Annotated in this window: 17 protein-coding genes and 1 tRNA gene; 7 read left to right on the top strand and 11 right to left on the bottom strand. The window is 70.2% G+C overall.

Annotated features, from left to right (window positions below):
- Positions 1-67: 67 nt before the first annotated feature.
- Positions 68-250, bottom strand: a complete 183-nt coding sequence (locus EJV46_RS01540; protein WP_131546828.1) for a hypothetical protein — start codon at positions 248-250, stop codon at positions 68-70.
- 243 nt (positions 251-493) lie between these two features.
- Between EJV46_RS01540 and EJV46_RS01535 the strand changes: the two genes are divergently transcribed.
- On the top strand, positions 494-1,288 hold the full coding sequence (locus EJV46_RS01535; protein ID WP_131547983.1) for a 3-hydroxybutyrate dehydrogenase: 795 nt from the start codon (positions 494-496) through the stop codon (positions 1,286-1,288).
- Positions 1,288-2,352, top strand: a complete 1,065-nt coding sequence (locus tag EJV46_RS01530) for a patatin-like phospholipase family protein (RefSeq protein WP_131546827.1) — start codon at positions 1,288-1,290, stop codon at positions 2,350-2,352. The genes EJV46_RS01535 and EJV46_RS01530 overlap by 1 nt, the downstream gene beginning before the upstream one ends.
- Positions 2,353-2,395: 43 nt before the next feature.
- Here EJV46_RS01530 and EJV46_RS01525 read toward each other — a convergent pair whose 3' ends face one another.
- The 5 genes from EJV46_RS01525 to gluQRS form a co-directional block, all read right to left on the bottom strand.
- Positions 2,396-2,998 carry a hypothetical protein gene (locus EJV46_RS01525; RefSeq protein ID WP_131546826.1) on the bottom strand — a complete coding sequence of 201 codons (603 nt, stop codon included), beginning with the start codon at positions 2,996-2,998 and terminating at the stop codon, positions 2,396-2,398.
- Positions 2,999-3,050: 52 nt separating this feature from the next.
- The gene (locus EJV46_RS01520) at positions 3,051-3,485 is read right to left on the bottom strand and encodes a DUF3293 domain-containing protein (protein WP_131546825.1); all 435 of its coding nucleotides are present in this window, start codon (positions 3,483-3,485) and stop codon (positions 3,051-3,053) included.
- A complete protein-coding gene (locus EJV46_RS01515; protein ID WP_131546824.1) occupies positions 3,482-4,663 on the bottom strand; it encodes a class I SAM-dependent rRNA methyltransferase in 1,182 nt (393 codons plus the stop codon). The genes EJV46_RS01520 and EJV46_RS01515 overlap by 4 nt, the downstream gene beginning before the upstream one ends.
- Positions 4,660-5,544 (bottom strand): DMT family transporter, encoded by an 885-nt coding sequence (locus tag EJV46_RS01510; RefSeq protein WP_131546823.1) that lies wholly within the window; start codon positions 5,542-5,544, stop codon positions 4,660-4,662. The genes EJV46_RS01515 and EJV46_RS01510 overlap by 4 nt, the downstream gene beginning before the upstream one ends.
- Before the next feature lie 76 nt (positions 5,545-5,620).
- On the bottom strand, positions 5,621-6,439 hold the full coding sequence (gluQRS, locus tag EJV46_RS01505) for a tRNA glutamyl-Q(34) synthetase GluQRS (protein WP_131546822.1): 819 nt from the start codon (positions 6,437-6,439) through the stop codon (positions 5,621-5,623).
- Positions 6,440-6,655: 216 nt separating this feature from the next.
- On the opposite strand from gluQRS, the gene EJV46_RS01500 reads away from it, so the two are divergent.
- Positions 6,656-7,243, top strand: a complete 588-nt coding sequence (locus EJV46_RS01500; RefSeq protein ID WP_240782357.1) for an HNH endonuclease — start codon at positions 6,656-6,658, stop codon at positions 7,241-7,243.
- A 30-nt stretch (positions 7,244-7,273) separates the two neighbouring features.
- Here the strand turns inward: EJV46_RS01500 and treY are convergent, their stop codons facing one another.
- The 4 genes from treY to EJV46_RS01480 are packed head-to-tail and all read right to left on the bottom strand — an operon-like array spanning position 7,274 to position 13,843.
- The gene (treY, locus tag EJV46_RS01495; RefSeq protein ID WP_131546820.1) at positions 7,274-9,748 is read right to left on the bottom strand and encodes a malto-oligosyltrehalose synthase; all 2,475 of its coding nucleotides are present in this window, start codon (positions 9,746-9,748) and stop codon (positions 7,274-7,276) included.
- Positions 9,745-11,490, bottom strand: coding sequence for a malto-oligosyltrehalose trehalohydrolase (gene treZ, locus EJV46_RS01490; RefSeq protein WP_131546819.1), 1,746 nt, complete (start codon positions 11,488-11,490; stop codon positions 9,745-9,747). Before treZ ends, treY begins: the two co-directional genes overlap by 4 nt.
- Positions 11,487-13,550, bottom strand: coding sequence for a glycogen debranching protein GlgX (gene glgX, locus EJV46_RS01485; RefSeq protein ID WP_131546818.1), 2,064 nt, complete (start codon positions 13,548-13,550; stop codon positions 11,487-11,489). The genes treZ and glgX overlap by 4 nt, the downstream gene beginning before the upstream one ends.
- Positions 13,547-13,843, bottom strand: a complete 297-nt coding sequence (locus EJV46_RS01480) for a DUF2934 domain-containing protein (RefSeq protein WP_131546817.1) — start codon at positions 13,841-13,843, stop codon at positions 13,547-13,549. Before EJV46_RS01480 ends, glgX begins: the two co-directional genes overlap by 4 nt.
- A 225-nt stretch (positions 13,844-14,068) precedes the next feature.
- On the opposite strand from EJV46_RS01480, the gene EJV46_RS01475 reads away from it, so the two are divergent.
- The 4 genes from EJV46_RS01475 to EJV46_RS01460 all read left to right on the top strand — a co-directional run bounded on the left by EJV46_RS01475 (position 14,069) and on the right by EJV46_RS01460 (position 16,989).
- Positions 14,069-14,653: an alpha-ketoglutarate-dependent dioxygenase AlkB gene (locus tag EJV46_RS01475; protein WP_131546816.1), complete on the top strand. Its 585-nt coding sequence runs from the start codon at positions 14,069-14,071 to the stop codon at positions 14,651-14,653.
- 190 nt (positions 14,654-14,843) lie between these two features.
- Positions 14,844-15,149, top strand: coding sequence for a hypothetical protein (locus EJV46_RS01470; protein WP_131546815.1), 306 nt, complete (start codon positions 14,844-14,846; stop codon positions 15,147-15,149).
- Positions 15,150-15,187: 38 nt separating this feature from the next.
- Positions 15,188-15,757: a hypothetical protein gene (locus tag EJV46_RS01465; protein WP_131546814.1), complete on the top strand. Its 570-nt coding sequence runs from the start codon at positions 15,188-15,190 to the stop codon at positions 15,755-15,757.
- A 285-nt stretch (positions 15,758-16,042) separates the two neighbouring features.
- Positions 16,043-16,989, top strand: a protein-coding gene (locus EJV46_RS01460) for an IS630 family transposase (RefSeq protein WP_131546813.1) whose coding sequence is annotated in 2 segments (ribosomal slippage) — positions 16,043-16,379 and positions 16,379-16,989 — 948 coding nt in all. Because the reading frame shifts where the segments join, the coding sequence is not laid out codon by codon here.
- Between the two features lie 93 nt (positions 16,990-17,082).
- Here the strand turns inward: EJV46_RS01460 and EJV46_RS01455 are convergent.
- Positions 17,083-17,156: transfer RNA gene (locus EJV46_RS01455), tRNA-Met, on the bottom strand.
- Positions 17,157-17,207 lie beyond the last annotated feature (51 nt).

Here is a 17,207-nt window from a genome sequence, read left to right as displayed (position 1 = left end):
TGGCGCGGAGCTCGGTCACCAGCCGTTCGGGCGGCTCGGGCAGTTCATGCCGAGGGCCGCCTGCGGCTCAGCGCGCCGCTTCGGCCTGGAGCTGCGTGGCAGGACGGCCGGTGGCCGACGCCGGGTCCGGACGCTGCGGCGAGGAAGGCTGAGCGGCGCCCACGAAGCGCAGGCCATGGCCGATGGTGGCGGCATCGGCGCCCGTGCTCACGACGACGGCGGCGATGACGGCGAGGAGGAGCTGGGGCATGGTAATCTCCGGATGGGATGGGATGGGACGGGGTGGACCGGACCGGCAGACCGGCCCCGTGCGCCGGCCTTATGCCGGCCCGATGTCGTCGGGCGATCCCTGCCTGCGTCGCGTCTGTCGCGCAGGCATATGATGCAGGGTTCCCTGGCAAGATGCCTGCGACCGAATGGCCCGCCGCGGATTGATTGAGCGAGCGCCCATTCTCCGCTATGGCGGCGCAACAAAAATGGAATGATGGAACGCATGGAGCGGATTCTCGCCGGGCAGGCAGCCCTGGTTACCGGCTCGACGTCGGGCATCGGCCTTGGCATCGCGAAGATCTACGCCGAGGCTGGCGCGCGGGTCATGCTGAACGGCTTCGGCCGGCCGGAGGAGATCGCCGCGGCCCGGGCCGAGATCGGCGCGCTCATGGGCATGGCCGAGGCGCCCTACAGCGCGACCGACATGTCGAAGCCCGAGGAGGTGCGCGGCATGGTGGCCGAGGCGGAGAAGGCCTTCGGCAAGCTCGACATCCTGGTGAACAATGCGGGGATCCAGTTCGTCTCGCCGGTGCAGGATTTTCCTGCGGCGAAGTGGGACGCGATCATCGCCATCAACCTCAGCAGCAACTTCCATGCGATCGCCGCCGCCCTGCCCGGCATGCTGGAGCGGAAGCACGGGCGCATCTTGAACGTCGCCAGCGCGCACGGCCTGGTCGCGAGCCCCTACAAGACGGCCTATGTCGCGGCCAAGCACGGCGTGGTCGGGCTGACCAAGTCGGTCGCGCTGGAGATCGCGCAGTCGCCGGTCACCTGCAACGCCATCTGCCCGGGCTTCGTGCGCACGCCGCTGGCCGAGGCGCAGGTGAAGCCGCTCGCCGAGAAGTTCGGCGTGAGCGAGGAGGCGGCGCTGAAGGACCATCTGCTCGAGAAGCAGCCCTCCAAGCGCTGGATCGAGGTCGAGGAGGTCGCGCGCATGGCGCTCTACCTCGTCGGTCCCGGCTCGGGCGGCGTGAACGGGTCGGCGCTCTCCATCGACGGCGGCTGGCTCGCCGCCTGATGGACATTGCCCCCGCCGGGATCCCGGCTCCCGCGCTGCCCCAGCGGACCACGCGGCGCATCAACCTGGCCCTGCAGGGCGGCGGCACGCATGGCGCCTTCACCTGGGGCGCGCTGGACCGGCTGCTGGAGGACGATCGCGTCGAGTTCGACGGGCTCTCGGGCACCTCCGCGGGCGCGATCAACGGCGCGATCCTGGCGCTGGGGCTGCTGGAGAACGGGCGCGCCGGCGCCAAGGCCGCGCTGGAGCGCTTCTGGCGCGCGCTCGGGGCCAAGTTCGCCGTCTCGCCGCTCCGCGCGCATCCGGTGGAGAAGGCGCTCTGGGGCTGGGACATGACCTACAGCCTCGCCTACAATGCCTTCGACACGATGACGCGTGTGCTCAGCCCCTATCAGCTCAACCCCTTCTCGATGGAGTTCAACCCGCTCCGCAAGGCGCTGGACGAAAGCCTCGACCTCGCGCGGCTGCGGGAGGACAAGAGCGCGGTGCGGATGTTCATCTCGGCCACCAACGTCCGCACCGGCAAGCCCAAGATCTTCCGGCGCGAGGAGATCACGGTGGATGCGCTGCTCGCCTCGGCCTGCCTGCCCAATGTGTTCAAGGCCGTGGAGATCGACGGCGAGGCCTATTGGGACGGCGGCTATCTCGGCAATCCGGCGCTCTGGCCGCTCTATCACGAGCGCATGGCCGCCGACATCGTGCTGGTGCAGCTGAACCCGCTGCTGCGCCCCGAGCTGCCGACCTCCACCAGCGACATCATGAACCGGCTGAACGAGATCAGCTTCAACGCCTCGCTGATGAGCGAGATGCGCGCGATCGACTTCGTCCAGCGCATGCTGGACGCGGGCCGGCTGGAACAGCCGCGCTACCGCCGCATCTTCCTCCACTCGATCGAGGACGAGGAGCGGATGCGGGCCTTCAAGCTCAGCACCAAGTTCAACGGAGAGTGGGATTTCCTGACCACGCTGCGCGACTACGGGCGGGAGGCGGCAGACCGTTTCCTCCGCGAGAGCTTCGACAAGGTGGGACGCGAGAGCACGCTGGATATCGAGCGGTATCTGTAGCCGGCGGCGCGGAGGCGACCGTCGTGACAGGAAGCATGGGCGGTCAGAGACCCCGAAGCCGCCTGGAATGGGCGCGATTGGCCCCCGCCTGGTTCATGTGCGTCAGGATCTGGCCCGGGATGTTCCGGAGCGTGATCTGATTGTGGCCCGCGACGCGTTGGGTGAACATCTCCTGGTGCAGAGCGGGATTGGGGACGCCGAAGGTCAGCCGATCGGCATCGCTCCAGGGCTTGCAGCAGATCTCGCACTTGTCGCCGGCCCGCCGCGCCCGGACATAGGCGGAGTCTCCGTTGCCGAGAAGGATCTGCGACAGATCGACGCCCCGGAGCTTGCCGCCGAAATGCAACGCATCGGCATAGGCCACCAGCTCCTCCCGCCATTCATCCGGCGAGGAGTAGCCTCGCCGCCCGACGAAGGTCACGCTGTAGAGGCGGCTTCCCGTCACCGGGCCGGCGGCGGCGGCAAGGACGAACTGCGCGAAGAGAGCCGCGCGCTCGTCCCACTTGGCCTTCGTGTCGCCGCCGTAGCTGTGGAAGCCGAAGAGGCCGCGGTTGGTCGCATAGATGACGGCGTTGCAGCAGTTGATGCTCGGAAAGCCGAGCTCGAAATCGTTCTGGGCCACCTGCATCTCGGCGACGTAGCGCATCCTGGCATCTCCGGCGGCGGCCAGCGCGACACTGCGCCCGCCTCTCCCGCCGTCACCCTGCGGTGATTCCCATGCGTTGGAAAGTCTTCGACGCCCACGACCGCATGGGGCGCGCCTGCCACAGCAGACGGGCGCGTCGCTGTCTCGGAACGTGGACCACGGCAGCCTGCCGGTATCGGCGCATCAGCCTGCGGATCGTCGCGGTCCTGGCCGCGAGGAGCAGCATATCCTCCGACCATCGGCCCAGGCTGCCTTCGGCCTCGGACGCAGGAAGCGAAGCGACGTCCCGCCGCAGCCGCCGATGCGCGGCCTCGTTCCAGCGCGGCGGCATCCTCCGGCTGAACGGGTTCCACGCCCCCAGGAACCAGGCCTCGTGCGCGCCGTGCCGGGCCATCCAGGCCTCGGCGCTCGCGCTGCGCCAGCCCACGCGCACCACGACCCCGCCGCTCCGGTAGAGGGTTCGCCGATAGGCCGCGTCGCGCGTCATGCCAGCTGGAGCAGCTGCGCCTTCAGATAGGCGCTCTCCGGCAGGATGGGATGCACCGGATGGTCCGGCCCCGCCCCGGAGCTGCAGAGGATCCGCGCCTCGCGCCGCGCGCGCCAGACGCCCTGGGCCACCGCCTCGAAGAACTCCGCCGGCGCGGCATGGTGCGAGCAGGAGGCGATGAACAGGTAGCCGCCCGGCGCGACGAGCTGGGCACAGAGCCGCGCGAGGCGCTGATAGGCGCGCAGCGCCGCCGGGATGTCCTTGCGCGACTTGGCGAAAGCCGGCGGGTCGGCCACCACGATGTCGAAGGTTTTCCGCGCGCCGACCATGCGCTCCAGCGCCTCCAGCGCCTCGCCCCGTTGGGCGGCCACGCGCTCGGCCAGGCCATTGGCGGCGGCCGTGGCCATGGCGAGGTCCAGCGCGGGCTGCGAACGGTCGAGCAGCGTCACCTGGGCCGCGCCCGCTTTGGCCGCCAGCAGGCCGAAGCCGCCGGTGTGGCAGAAGGCGTCGAGCATGGTGGCGCCGTTCGCGAGGGCGGCCACGCGCGCGCGGTTCTCGCGCTGGTCGAAGAACCAGCCGGTCTTCTGGCCGGAGAGCAGGTCGACCTCGAAGCCGATGCCGCCCTCCTCGACGCGGGCGCGCGCCTCGGTCCCATGCAGCAGGCCCGAGCCGAGCGCCAGCCCCTCGAGCGTGCGCACCGCGGAATCGTTGCGCGACACGATGGCGCGCGGAGACAGCAATTCCCCCAGCGCCTTCACGATGAGCGGCGTCGCGGCCTCCATGCCCGCGGTATTGGCCTGCAGCGCGATCACGTCGTCGAAGCGGTCCACCACGAGGCCCGGCAGCCCGTCGGCCTCGGCGTGCACCAGCCGGCAGAAATTCGGCACGCCGAGCCGCGCCCGCAGCGCCAGCGCGTCGGAGAGCCGCCGCCGGTACCAGTTGCCGCCGGGCTCGACCTCCGGATTGCGGTCCAGCACGCGGGCCGCGATCAGACTGTGTGGGTTGAAGTGCCAGACGCCGTGCTTCATCCCGTCGTCGCCCTCCAGCCGCACGGGGCTGCCGGGCGGCAGGGCCCGCAGCTCCGCATTCATGGCGATCTCGTTCGAGAAGGCCCAGGGATGGCCGGATTTCACCCGCCTGTCGCGGGCCGGCAGCAGGCGGATCAGGGGAAGACTCATGCGTGGCGCTCCGGCTGCGTGATGGCGAGGGTGACGGCGACGGCCACGCCGCCCAGCGCGCCGAGTTCGCGCAGGCCCAGCGGCTCGCCCAGCACCACGGCCGCGCCGACCACGCTCAGGACCGGCGCGAGCAAGGTGCCGAGCGCGGCGGTGGAGGCGGGTAGCCGCGCCAGCGCCCCGAACCATGTGAAGTAGGACAAGCCCATCGAGAAGATCACCATCCAGCCGAACCAGAACCACACCGCGCCGGAGACGGCGCCCACATCCGCATGCTCCAGGAACGGCGCCAGGGCCAGCATGGGGATGGCGCCGAGTGCCATCTGCCAGGTCAGCGCGGAGAGCGGTGGCAGCCGCAGCGGCATGCGCTTGGACAGCACCGAGCCCATCGCGAAGAGCACGGCGGAGGCGAGGATGAGCGCCATGCCCGGCAGCTTCTCGATTCCCACCTCGGCGCCGCGCCCGGCGAAGAGCACGGCCACGCTGCCGAAGCCGATGAGCAGCCCCGCCATGCGCCCGAGGCCCGGCCGCTCGCCGAGGATCGGCCAGGCGAAGAGGGCGGTCCAGATCGGCATGGTATAGGCCAGGATCGCGCCTTCCGAGGCCGAGAGCCAACGGAGCGCGAGGGTGCCCAGGGCCATCCAGGCGGTCACGTTGAGCAGCGCATAGAGTCCCAGCCGCACCCTCTGGCTCCGCGGCACGGCGAGCGGGACGCCCAGCGCTTTCGTGATCGCGATCAGCAGCAGGGCCGCGGCGCCGGCGCCCCAGGCGCGCAGCGTCAGCGGCGGCAGTTCGGTCATGATGAACTTCAGCAGCGGCCAGGTGGCGCCCCAGTTGACGGTCGTCGCGAGCAGCAGGAGCAGGCCGGTTGTTCTGGGCGTCACGGCGCCGAGGCTAGCCGCGATGCCGTCCGCCGGGAATGTGCAGGGCGCCGGGCGGCCGGGACCCGGCGCGAGGCTGTCAGAATCCGGCCATGGCGCGCACCTCGTCCGGCCGGTGCCCCGCCGTCCGCAGCGCCCGCAGCGTCGGCGCCCTGTCCCGCTTGGCCAGGCGCTTCCCGTCCGGCCCCAGGATCAGGGCGTGATGCGCGTAGAGCGGCTCCGGCCAGCCCATCAGCGCCTGCAACAGGCGGTGGATGTCGGTCGCCTCCAGCAGATCCTCGCCACGCGTGACCAGCGTGACGCCCTGGAGCGCGTCGTCATGGGTCACGCAGAGGTGGTAGGAGACGGGCGTGTCCTTGCGGGCCAGCACCACGTCGCCCTGGGCCTCGGGCGCGCAGCGGCGCGGGCCTTGGATCAGGTCGGTGAAGGCGAGAGGCCCCGTCGCGGCCAGGGCCCGCGCGACGTCTAGCCGCAGCGCATGGGCGTCGCCCCGCGCGATCCGCGCCTCGGCCTCCCCGCGCGGCATTCCGCGGCAGGTGCCGGGATAGGAATGCGCCGGCACCCCGTGCTGGGCCGCGATCGCGGAGGCGATGTCGCCGCGCGTGCAGAAGCAGGGGTAGAGCAGCCCGCGCCCGGCCAGCGCGTCCAGGGTGCGACGGTAGTCGATAAAATGGCGGGACTGCACGCGCGGCGTTCCGTCCCATTCCAGGCCCAGCCAGGCGAGATCCTCGATCAGCGCCGCCGCGAATTCCGGCCGGCAGCGGCCGGCGTCGATGTCCTCGATCCGCAGCAGGCACCGCGCCCCCGTCCGCCGCGCGAAAAGCGCCGCATGCGCGTGGCCCAGATGCAGCAATCCGGTGGGCGAAGGCGCGAAGCGCGTCACGCTTCCAGCGGGCATCTCGGGCATCATGGCGCGGCTCTCGCGCGAATCGGCCGTTGCCGCAAGGGCTTGTGACGGGCCCATGAAAGGCGCATCGGCGCAATAGCCCCGACTTGCGGCAGTGCGGCAAGGGTGTCATGCATGCGGCGCAGTTGTTGGCGGCGCACCCGAGTCCGGAAGCCTAGCCTCTCCCGGCGTCGGAACCTCCGCCATCGCGGCCAGGAGGAGCATCGCTTGCCCGACGGCAGTCTCATTCCTCAGATTTCCGGCCCGGGCGGCTTCCCTGCCCTGGTGCTGAACGCCGACTTCCGCCCGCTCTCCTACTTTCCGCTGTCCGTCTGGTCCTGGCAGGATGCGGTGAAGGCGGTGGTGCTGGACCGCGTCTCGGTGCTCAGCGAATACGAGACCGAGGTGCGCTCGCCGTCCTTCGCGCTGCGGCTGCCCTCGGTGATCGCGCTGCGCGAGTACATCCCCGCGGCCCGGCGCCCGGCCTTCACGCGCTTCAACGTCTTCCTGCGCGACAGCTTCGAGTGCCAGTACTGCGGCGAGGACCTGCCCGCGCAGGACCTCACCTTCGACCACGTGATCCCGCGCAGCCGGGGCGGGCGGACGAGCTGGGAGAATGTCGTGGCGGCCTGCGGCCCCTGCAACCTGCGCAAGGCCGACAAGCTGCCGCGCGAGTGCCACATGACGCCGCGCCACATGCCGCGCCAGCCGACGAGCTGGGAGCTGCAGGAAAATGGCCGGAGCTTCCCGCCCAATCACCTGCACGAGAGCTGGCGGGACTACCTGTACTGGGATTCCGAGCTGGACGAAGGCTGAGACCGGACGGTCCTCCGCCGGCGGCCGTGCTCACGGCCCAACGAGGACACGAAACGGCCCTCCCGCCGGCCCGGCCTCCGCCAGCACATCCCGCCACGAGCCGGGCGGCAGCGCCGGAGGCGAGACGGCTTTCTCGGCCTCGAGGGGCACCATGACCAGCAGCGCGCCCTCGCCCCGGGTGAAGCTTAGGAAGCCCGGGGGCGCATCGAGCGGCCGATAGCCCTGGAACAGGCCGGGCCGCTCCTTGCGAAGACGGAGCAGCCGCTGGATCACGCGCTGCTTCGAGAGGCCGGTCGCATCCTCCGCCAGTCCCGGCACGGGGGCCTGGAGCGCCGTGGCGCGCGCGGCATAGTCCACGGGCCGGCGGTTGTCGGGATCGACCAGGGAGAAGTCCCACCATTCGGTGCCCTGGTACAGGTCGGGCACGCCTGGCAGCGTGAGCTGCAGGATGGTCTGCGCGAGGCCGTTGACGCGGGTCGGCAGCGTCAGCCGCTCCGCCCAGGCCGCCATGTCCCGGCGGAAGCCCTCGGCGGCCGGATCCTCCAGCAGGGCGGCGGCGAAGCCCAGGCAGGCCTGCTCATAGGGCTCCTGCGGATTCTCCCAGCGCGTGTGTCGCTTGGCCTCGCGCAGGGCCTTGGTGAGGTATTCGCGCAGCCGGTCGGCGCCGATCGGCCAGGCGCCGAGCATGGTCTGGTAGATCAGCCACTCGTCCGCCGGGTCCGGGCCCTCCGCCGGGCGAAGCGCGGTGTTCGTCTCCATCCAGCGCGTGCAGGCGGCGATCCAGGCCTCGGGCTCCAGGGAGAGGAGATTCAGCCGCGCCCGCACCTCGGGGCCGCGCTTGGTGTCATGGGTGGCGAGCGGCGTCAGGTCGAGCGGATTCAGCGCGGCGCGGCGCGTGGCCCAGGCGTGGAACGCGCCGATGTCGCCCGCCGCGGCCTCGATCTCGCCGCCCACCTCGTTCACCGAGGTCAGCGCGACGTAGCGATAGAACTCGGTGTCCTCCAGGCCCTTGGCCGTCAAAGGCCCGCTGAGCTGCTGGAACCGAAGGCGAAGCTCGGCCGCCGCGCCCTCCCCGCCGGCCAGGATGATTTCCGCCAGCCAGCGCGCGGCGGAGGCGGTCCAGGGATCGCCCTCGGCCTCGGCGCCGGCGAGCATCGCCTCCCAGAGGGCGCGGTCCTCCGGGCCCGGCGGCGCGCCGGTCAGGTAGCTGCGATAGGCGGGGCAATGCACCAGCAGGGCCGCGAGTGCCGCGCGCAGGGTCGGCCGGGCGAACTCGATCGCGCGCTCCGGATCGGCAAGCGACCCGGCGAGGTCGGCAAGCTGGTCCAGCTCGGGCGAGAAACTCTCCTCCAGCATCTGGCGCTTGGCGGCGACGAGGCGCGCCGCCGGCTCACCCGTCACCCAGCCCTGCGCCTCCAGATGCGTGGCCAGCGTCCGATAGCCTTCTCCGGAAACGAACAGCCGGTTCAGCACGTTCAGGCGCTCGTAGCCGGTGGTTCCGTCCACGGGCCAGCCGGGGCGCAGTTCCTCCCCCGGGCCGAGGATCTTCTCCACCAGGACCGGCACGCCCGGCCCCACGGCCTCGCGCAGGCGTTCCGTGTAGCCGGCCGGGTCGGCGAGGCCGTCGATATGGTCGATGCGAAAGCCGTCCACCCGGCCTTCGCGCACCAGCTCCAGCGCCAGCCGATGCGTGAGGGCGAAGACCTCCTCCCGCTCCACACGCACGCCCACCAGCTCGTTGACATTGAAGAAGCGGCGCGAGGACAGCGCGTCGCGGCCGGAGCGCCAGTGCAGCGGGCGCCAGTGCTGGCGGTCCAGCAGGGCGGGCAGGTCCTGCTTGCGCAGCACGGCGCGCAGGGCCTCCCGCTGCGGCGGGTCCAGGGCCCGCAGCGCCGCGCGCGCGGCAGAAAAATCGGGCGAGCGGTCGGATAGCCAGTGGCCGCCCTGCGCGGCAAGACCGGCAGCCTCCAGCAGCTCCGCCGCATCCTCCCGGCGCAGCGGCCAGGCGTGCTCGCCATAGGCGCAGGCCACCAGCCACCCCTCGCCCGCCAGATCCAGCGTGATGGCGCCCTGCGCGAGCGTCTCGGTCAGGGTATCGCCGAGCACCGGCAGAAGGAGCTGCGGGTGCCGCTCCCAGTCGATGTCGAAGATGGACGCGCCCGGCCCCTCGCGCCCGCCGGCCAGGGCGCCCATCCACCAGGGGTTGGCGCGGTCGGCGACCATGTGGTTGGGCACGATGTCGAGCAGCAGCCCCATGCCCTTCCCGCGCAGCGCGTCGCTGAGCCGGCGGAATCCCTCCTCGCCGCCGAGCTCGGGATTGATGCGCGTCGGATCCACCACGTCGTACCCATGCGCCGAGCCCCGTCGCGCGGCGAAGAGCGGCGAGGCGTAGACATGGCTGACGCCCAGCTCCTCCAGATAGGGGAGGATCGCCAGCGCATCGTCGAAGGTGAAGCCGGCGTGAAGCTGCAGCCGGTAGGTCGCGCGCCAGTCGGGACGGGTCATGTGGGCTCCACCCAGGCGCAGGCCGACCAGGGGCCGAGCCGCGTATGCGTGCCGTCGAAGACGGCGTCGCCTGCCGTCACCCCGTCCTGGCGCGGCTGAAGCTGGATTTCCGAAGGCACGACGTCCGGATTCGCCAGGAGGCAGAGCACCCCCGCATCGAAGCCCCAACGCCAGGACAGGATGGCGCCCTCCCGCCGCAGCTCGGCACCGTGATAGGCGGTCGCCAGCAACGGCCAGACCAGCCGACGGCGCTGCGCCGCCAGGGTCTGGAAGGCGGCCAGCGCGGCCGGCGTCATGCGCTCCCAGGGGAGCCTTGCGGCCTCCATCGTCTCGGGGGCGAGCGGATCCGGCAATTCGCCGGCCGTGGCGAAGAATTCGGAGAACTCCCTGGCGCGGCCCTGGCGCACGGCCTCGGCGAGGTCGCCGGAGAAATCGCAGAAGAAGGGAAAGGGCGTCTCCAGCCCCGCCTCCTCGCCCTGGAAGACCATGGGGATGGCCGGCCCCATCAGCAGAAGGAAGCGCAGGAAGGCCAGGCGCTCCGGCTCCAGCGCGGCCGCCAGCCGGTCGCCGAGCGGCCGGTTGCCGATCTGGTCGTGGTTCTGCGCGAAGTTGACGAAAGCCTGGGGCGGCAGCCGCGCCGAGACCTCGCCGCGCGGCTGGCCGTCGCGATGGGCGGAGGCCTCGCCCTGATAGACGAAGCCCTCGGCCAGCGCGCGCCCGAGCGCCGCGACGGGATCTTCCGCATAATCCGCGTAGTAGCCCGAGCCCTCGCCCGTGGCGGTGACATGCAGCGCGTGATGCGCGTCGTCGTTCCATTGCGCGGTGTAGAAGCGCGGCTGGCCGTCGCCGTCCCGCTCCAGCCACCGCGCGGCATTGTGGTCGTTCTCAAGCACGAGCCAGGCCTCGGGCTTCAGGGCGCGGCAGGCCTCGGCCAACTCCGCCAGCAGGAGGTCGCCGCCGGGCGGCGCGAAGGCATGCACGGCATCGAAGCGCAGCCCGTCGAAATCGTATTCGCCGAGCCACATCAGGGCATTCTCGACGAAGAAGCGCCGCACCAGGGGCTGCTCCAGGTCGATCGCCGCGCCCCAGGGCGTGTGGTGGGCCTCGGTGAAGAACCGCCTGGCGATGAGGGGCAGGAAATTTCCCTCCGGGCCGAAGTGGTTGTAGACGACGTCCAGCATCACCCCGAGCCCGCGCTCATGCGCCGCATCCACGAGGACGCGCAGCGCCGCGGGCGAGCCATAGGCCTCGTCGGGCGCGAAGGGCAGGACGCCGTCATAGCCCCAGTTCCGGCGGCCAGGGAAATCCGCGACGGGCATCAGCTCGATGGCGGTGATGCCGCAATCCACGAAGTGATCCAGCCGGCCGATCAGCGCCTCGAAGCTGCCCTCGGGCGTCGCCGTGCCGACATGGAGCTCGGCCAGCACCACCTCGTGCCAGGGCCTGGGCGGCGTGGGGCGGCGCAGCGGCGGCAGGTCTGCGCGCACCACGCTCCAGCCCATGACATCCCCCTCCTGCCGGCGCGAGGCGGGGTCGGGGATGGGCTGGTCGCCGATCAGGAAACGATAGCGCTGGCCGGCGCGCGCATCGGGCCGCATCAGCTCGAAGAAGCCCTCCTGCCCGGCCCGCATCGGGATCGGGTCGCCCTCCGGCAGCGCGAGCGAGACGCGCTTCGCATCGGGCGCCCAGAGGCGGAACAAGGTGCCGTCCGGCCGCAGCACAGGACCGAAGCGCGTCGTCACGCCCGCGCCTCCCAGACAATGAGCGAACGGCCTTCCGCGATGACGGTCTGGCCCGTGGCGCGGCGCTCGCCCTCGAGGCGCTCGGCCGTGTCGAGCACCGCTTCCCACTGGCCGGTGCCGCCGGGCGGGATGGTGAAGTCGATGCCGTGATGCGCCGCGTTGAGCATGATGAGCAGGCTGGCATCGCCCTGCGCCGCCGGAGCCAGCCGCACGACCAGGCACTTGGCATGCGGCTTGTTCCACTCCTCTTCGGTCATGCGGGCGCCGTTCACGGCGAACCAGGCGACGTCCGGCACGCCGCGCTCGTTGCGCACGCCCGTGAGGAAGGCGGGACGCGACAGCGCGCTGCGCCGCTTGCGAAGCTCGGTGAGGCGCGCGACGAACCCGGTGAGCGCCTCGTCCTGCTTGTCCCAGTCGACCCAGCCGATCTCGTTGTCCTGGCAATAGGCGTTGTTGTTGCCGCCCTGCGAATTGCCCATCTCGTCGCCGGCCAGCATCATCGGCACGCCCTGCGAGAGAAAGAGCGATGCCAGCAGGTTGCGCTTTTGGCGCGCGCGGCGCTCCAGGATCTCGGGATCGTCGGTCTCGCCCTCGGCGCCGAAGTTCCAGCTCTTGTTGTCGTCGTGGCCGTCGCGGTTGTCCTCGCCATTGGCCTCGTTGTGCTTGTGATCGTAGGAGACGAGGTCCTGCAGCGTGAATCCGTCATGGGCGGTGATGAAGTTCACGCTGGACCACGGCCGCCGCCGCCCTCCGGCGAAGAGGTCCGACGAGGCGGCGAAGCGGGACGCGAAGGCGGGCAGCAGCCCCTCCGATCCCACCCAGAAGTCGCGCACCACGTCGCGATAGTCGCCGTTCCACTCCGAGAATCCGGGCGGGAAATTGCCGAGCTGATAGCCGCCCGGTCCGACATCCCAGGGCTCCATGATGAGCTTGCATCGCCCGAGCACCGGGTCCTGCCGCATGGCCAGGAAGAGCGGATGCCCCGGATCGAAGCCGTCGGGACGCCGGCCGAGGGTGGTCGCGAGGTCGAAGCGGAAACCGTCGACGCCATAGACCGTGGCCCAGAGGCGCAGGCTGTCCATCACCATCTGCATCACGCGGGGATGGCTGGTGTTCAGCGCGTTCCCGGTGCCGGTGAGATTGTCGTAGAAGCGCGGCTCGCCGGGCATGAGGTGGTAGTAGCTGGCATTGTCGATGCCCCGCCACGACAGCGTGGGCCCGAGGTGATTGCCCTCGCAGGTGTGGTTATAGACCACGTCGAGGATCACCTCGATGCCGGCCTGGTGCAGGCGGTCGACCGCCATCGCGATTTCCTCGAGCCCGCCGGCGCCGAGATAGCGCGGCTCGGGGGCGAAGAAGTTGAGCGTGTTGTAGCCCCAGTAGTTGGCCAGCCCCTTTTCCACGAGGTTGCGATCCTGCGTGAAGGCCTGCACGGGCAGCAGTTCCAGCGCCGTCACCCCGAGACGCTGGAGATGCTCCACCATGGGCGCGGAGCCCAGCGCGGCGAAGGTGCCCCGCGCCTCGTCGGGGATCAACGGGTGGCGCATGGTCAGCCCACGCACATGCGCTTCGTAGATGATGGTGCGCGGCCAGAAGTTGCGCGGCGGCGAGGTCGCGGTCAGCGGCAGTTCGGGAACCACGCGCGCCTTGGGCATGAAGGGCGCGCTGTCGCGATCGTCGAGCTGGAGGTCCGCATCGTCGCCGGCGCCGATGGGATAGGCATGCAGCGCGTCGTCCCACCGGATCTCCCCCACGAGCTGCCGCGCATAGGGATCCAGCAACAGCTTGGCCGGATTGAAGCGATGCCCCGCCTCGGGCGCCCAGGGTCCGTGCACGCGCCAGCCATAGACCTGGCCCCGGCCGATGCCCGGGAGATGGCAATGCCAGACGCCGTCCGTGCATTCGGTGACGGGGATGCGCTCCTGCTCCGTCGCGCCCAGGCCGTCGAACAGGCAGAGCTCCATCCCCTCCGCATTGTCGGAGAAGATGGCGAAGTTGGTGCCGCGCTGCGTGACCGTGGCGCCGAAGGGAAAGGGCGAGCCCGCCTCGATGCGCCTCACTTGGCGCCGCGTTTGGCGGGCTTCGCCTTCGCGACGGGGGCGCCCGTTTCGTCGAGAGCTTCGGTGGCCGGGGACTCGCCGGTGGCGCCCGTTACGACCGAGGAAGAGGGGGGATCGCTCGCGGGAAAGCTGGCCGCGACCTCCTTGTCCAGCTTCGCCTCCTGCTGGTCGATGTCGATCCTGGCCGCGTGCCAGAATCGCTGCTCTTCGCCTTCGGGCGAGCCGGCCTCTTCCCAAAGCTCGTAGGCCCTCTCGCGGATGCGCTGCTGGAGGAGTTCGTATTCGTCGGACATGATGACCCCGTGCTGAACGGTTCGGATGGAAGGGCTCCCATAGAACCCCCTGCCGTGGCGCGAGTTTCAATGGACGCATCGCCGGTCGCGATCATTCACGCCCTTCCGCCGGCCGCGGCCTGCGCAGCATGTTCCCTATATGTTCGAGACCACTTAGACTACAGCGTGGACCGGGCGTGGCCGCAGGCGGCGCGGGCGCGCGATCTGCCAGGGAGAGGCGTAAACATGCTGGACCTGTTCGGTGCACCGCCCCTGCCCGGCCTCGCCACCACGAACGACCTCGTCACCGCGACGGAGGAGAAGTCGCTGATCGCCGCGATCGATGCGGCGGATTTGTCGCCCTTTCGCTTCCAGGGCTGGACGGGCAAGCGGCTGACGACCTCCTATGGCTGGACCTATGACTTCGACGCCGGCCGGGTGCAGCGTGGCGGGCCCTTTCCCGAATGGCTGCTCCCCTATCGCAGCCGCGCCGCGCGCTTCGCCCGACTGGCCGAGGAGGATCTCCGCCAGGCGCTTCTGATCCGCTACGGTCCCGGCGCAGGCATCGGCTGGCACAAGGACCGCCCGGCCTATGAGCATGTGGTCGGTCTCTCGCTCGGCGCGGCGGCCACCATGCGGTTCCGGCGACGCCAGGGCGGGAAGTTCGAGCGGGTGAACCTTCCTTTGCCGCCCCGCGGCGCCTACCACCTCGCCGGGGAGGCGCGGCACGACTGGGAGCACAGCATCGCGGAAATGGAACTCCCCCGATGGTCGGTGACCTTCCGAAGCCTGAGGGACCATCTGCCGGAACCGCTGCCGGACGCCACCTGATCGCGGGCGTCCCAGGCGCCTTGGCACGCTCCGGGCGAGGCTGCCGCGCCGCGGCGTACATGGTCACCGTCCGGGTCGTCGCGGCCTGCCTTGCCGCAAGAATTGTTACCTCCGCCTGAACTCCACGGTCCTTTCGCCGTTAAGCCCATGCGAGTGCATACGGCACAGCCATCATCCAGGAGGACCAGACATGCGGCCCACATTCATCATCGCCATCGTCGCTGCCGCCGTCTCGGGCGCGTCGCTCGCCAGCGCCCAGGCGCCGTCCGCGACACCGAGCCAGCCCGTCACCGCGGCGCCCGCCGCCGGCGCCAACAGCTTCACCGAGGCCCAGGCCCGCGGCCGCCTCGAAGCCGCAGGATTCACCAATGTGACCGAACTGCAGAAGGACGATCAGGGAGTCTGGCGCGGGCGCGCCTCTCGGAACGGCACGGTCACGGCGGTCGGCGTCGATTTCCGCGGCAACGTCGTCGAGGGCGCCGCCCCCGCGCGCTGAGCCGGTCCGAAGCAACAGAACCCAGGAGATCAATCATCATGGCCACCAAGACCATCAGCCGCCTCTTCGACCAGCATGACGACGCCCTCGCGGCGGTTCGCGACCTCGAAGCCGCCGGCTTCTCGCATGCGGACATCGGCATCGCCGCCGGCAATCCCGACAACCGCTACGGCACGACGCCGGTCCTCGAGGAGCAGGAAGCCAAATCCGGCGCCGGCGTCGGCGCCACCGTGGGAACGCTGGTCGGCGGCGGGGCCGGCCTCGCGGCCGCGCTCGGCGCCCTCGCGATCCCCGGCTTCGGCCCCGTCGTCGCGGCCGGCATCCTCGCCGCGACGCTGACCGGCGCGGGCGCCGGCGCCGCCGCCGGGGGACTCATCGGCAGCCTGACGAGCCTCGGCGTGAGCGAGGAGGAAGCGCATGTCTACGCTGAAGGCATGCGGCGGGGCGGCAGCCTGGTCACCGTGAAGATCGACGATGCCCGCGAGCTCGAAGCGCGCGCGATCCTCGACCGCTACACGCATGTCGACCTCGCGGCACGGGAGGCGGATTACCGGGCCGGCGGCTGGACCGGCTACAGCGACACGACCGATCGGCCGATCGGCCGCTGATCGCTGATGACCGAGAGCGGCCCGGGGTTGCCCGGGCCGCCGCTCATGGGGCGTCCGGGCGGTCACGCCTCGCGCAAAATGCCCACCCGCAGCCCGCCATCGACCAACAGACTTTACCCGGCCACCTAGGGCGTCTCGTGAGAGATCAGGAACAGGGCGGCATCGCCCGCCTCCCATCCCGTGCCTTGCCGTCTAGAGCGTTCCTCGACCTAAATGAATCGGTAGCCTTCCCCGACACGGTTGAAGTCCGATTCAAGCTATCTGCCGGCGAGGAGGCTGGCAGAGATGTCGAAAGCCCTATCGGTGGATTTGCGGGAACGTGTGGTTGCTGCGGTGGCTGAGGGTGCCTCGCGACGACGCGTGGCAGCTCGCTTTGGCGTCGGCATCTCCAGCGCCATTGGTTGGTGCACCCTGGCTCGTGAAACGGGCTCGGTGACGCCTGGCGCATTGGGAGGTGATCGTCGCTCCGGCCGGGTCGAGGCCCATTCTGCGCTGATCCTGGACCTGGTGGAGCGCCAGCCCGATCTTACCCTAGCGGAGATCCGGGCGCAGTTGGCCCCGGCTGGCCTGTCCTGCAGCGAGAGCGCGATCTGGCGGTTCTTCAAGCGGCACGGGATCACGCGCAAAAAAAGACGGCCCACGCCGCCGAGCAGGACCGCCCCGACGTCCTGAGGCGACGCCTCGAATGGTTCGAGGGACAACTCGATCTCGACCCAAACCGTCTGGTGTTCATCGATGAAACCTGGGCCAGTACCAGCATGGCCCGCAGCCGAGGCCGGGCGCTGCGAGGCCAACGGCTGCGTGCCGCGATCCCGCATGGTCATTGGAAGACCACGACTTTCGTCGCCGGCCTGCGCAACACCGGCATGGTCGCGCCGATGGTGCTCGATGGACCGATCAATGGCGTGAGCTTTCAGGCCTATGTCGATCAGGTGCTCGTTCCCGATCTGCGTCCTGGAGACATCGTCATCATGGACAATCTCGGCAGCCATAAGCGGCCTGGCATTCGGACTGCCATCGAAGCCGTTGGGGCCAGCCTGCTCTACCTGCCGCCTTACAGCCCCGACTTTAATCCGATCGAGAACGCCTTTGCCAAGCTCAAAGCCCTGCTGCGCAAAGCTGCCGAGCGCACCGTTGACGGCCTGTGCAAAACCATCGGACGCATCAGCCAGCTCTTCTCCCCAAGAGAGTGCGCCAACTACTTCAGCGCAGCAGGATATGACCCAGACTGATCGGAAAATGCGCTAATGCTTGGCTGCGAGGGTGCTGAACGCGGAAAGCCCGTCGCTTTTTGGCGACGGGCTTTTGTTTTGTCATTGGTTGGGATGCGGGGACAGGATTTGAACCTGTGACCTTCAGGTTATGAGCCTGACGAGCTACCGGGCTGCTCCACCCCGCGGTGGTGAGTGTGTTTTCGGTTGGGTGGCCTGGCGCTGACCGACTCTCCCGC

This window comes from Roseococcus sp. SYP-B2431, from assembly GCF_004336745.1.
Taxonomy (GTDB): domain Bacteria; phylum Pseudomonadota; class Alphaproteobacteria; order Acetobacterales; family Acetobacteraceae; genus Roseococcus.
This window is presented reverse-complemented; position numbering and strand designations above follow the sequence as displayed.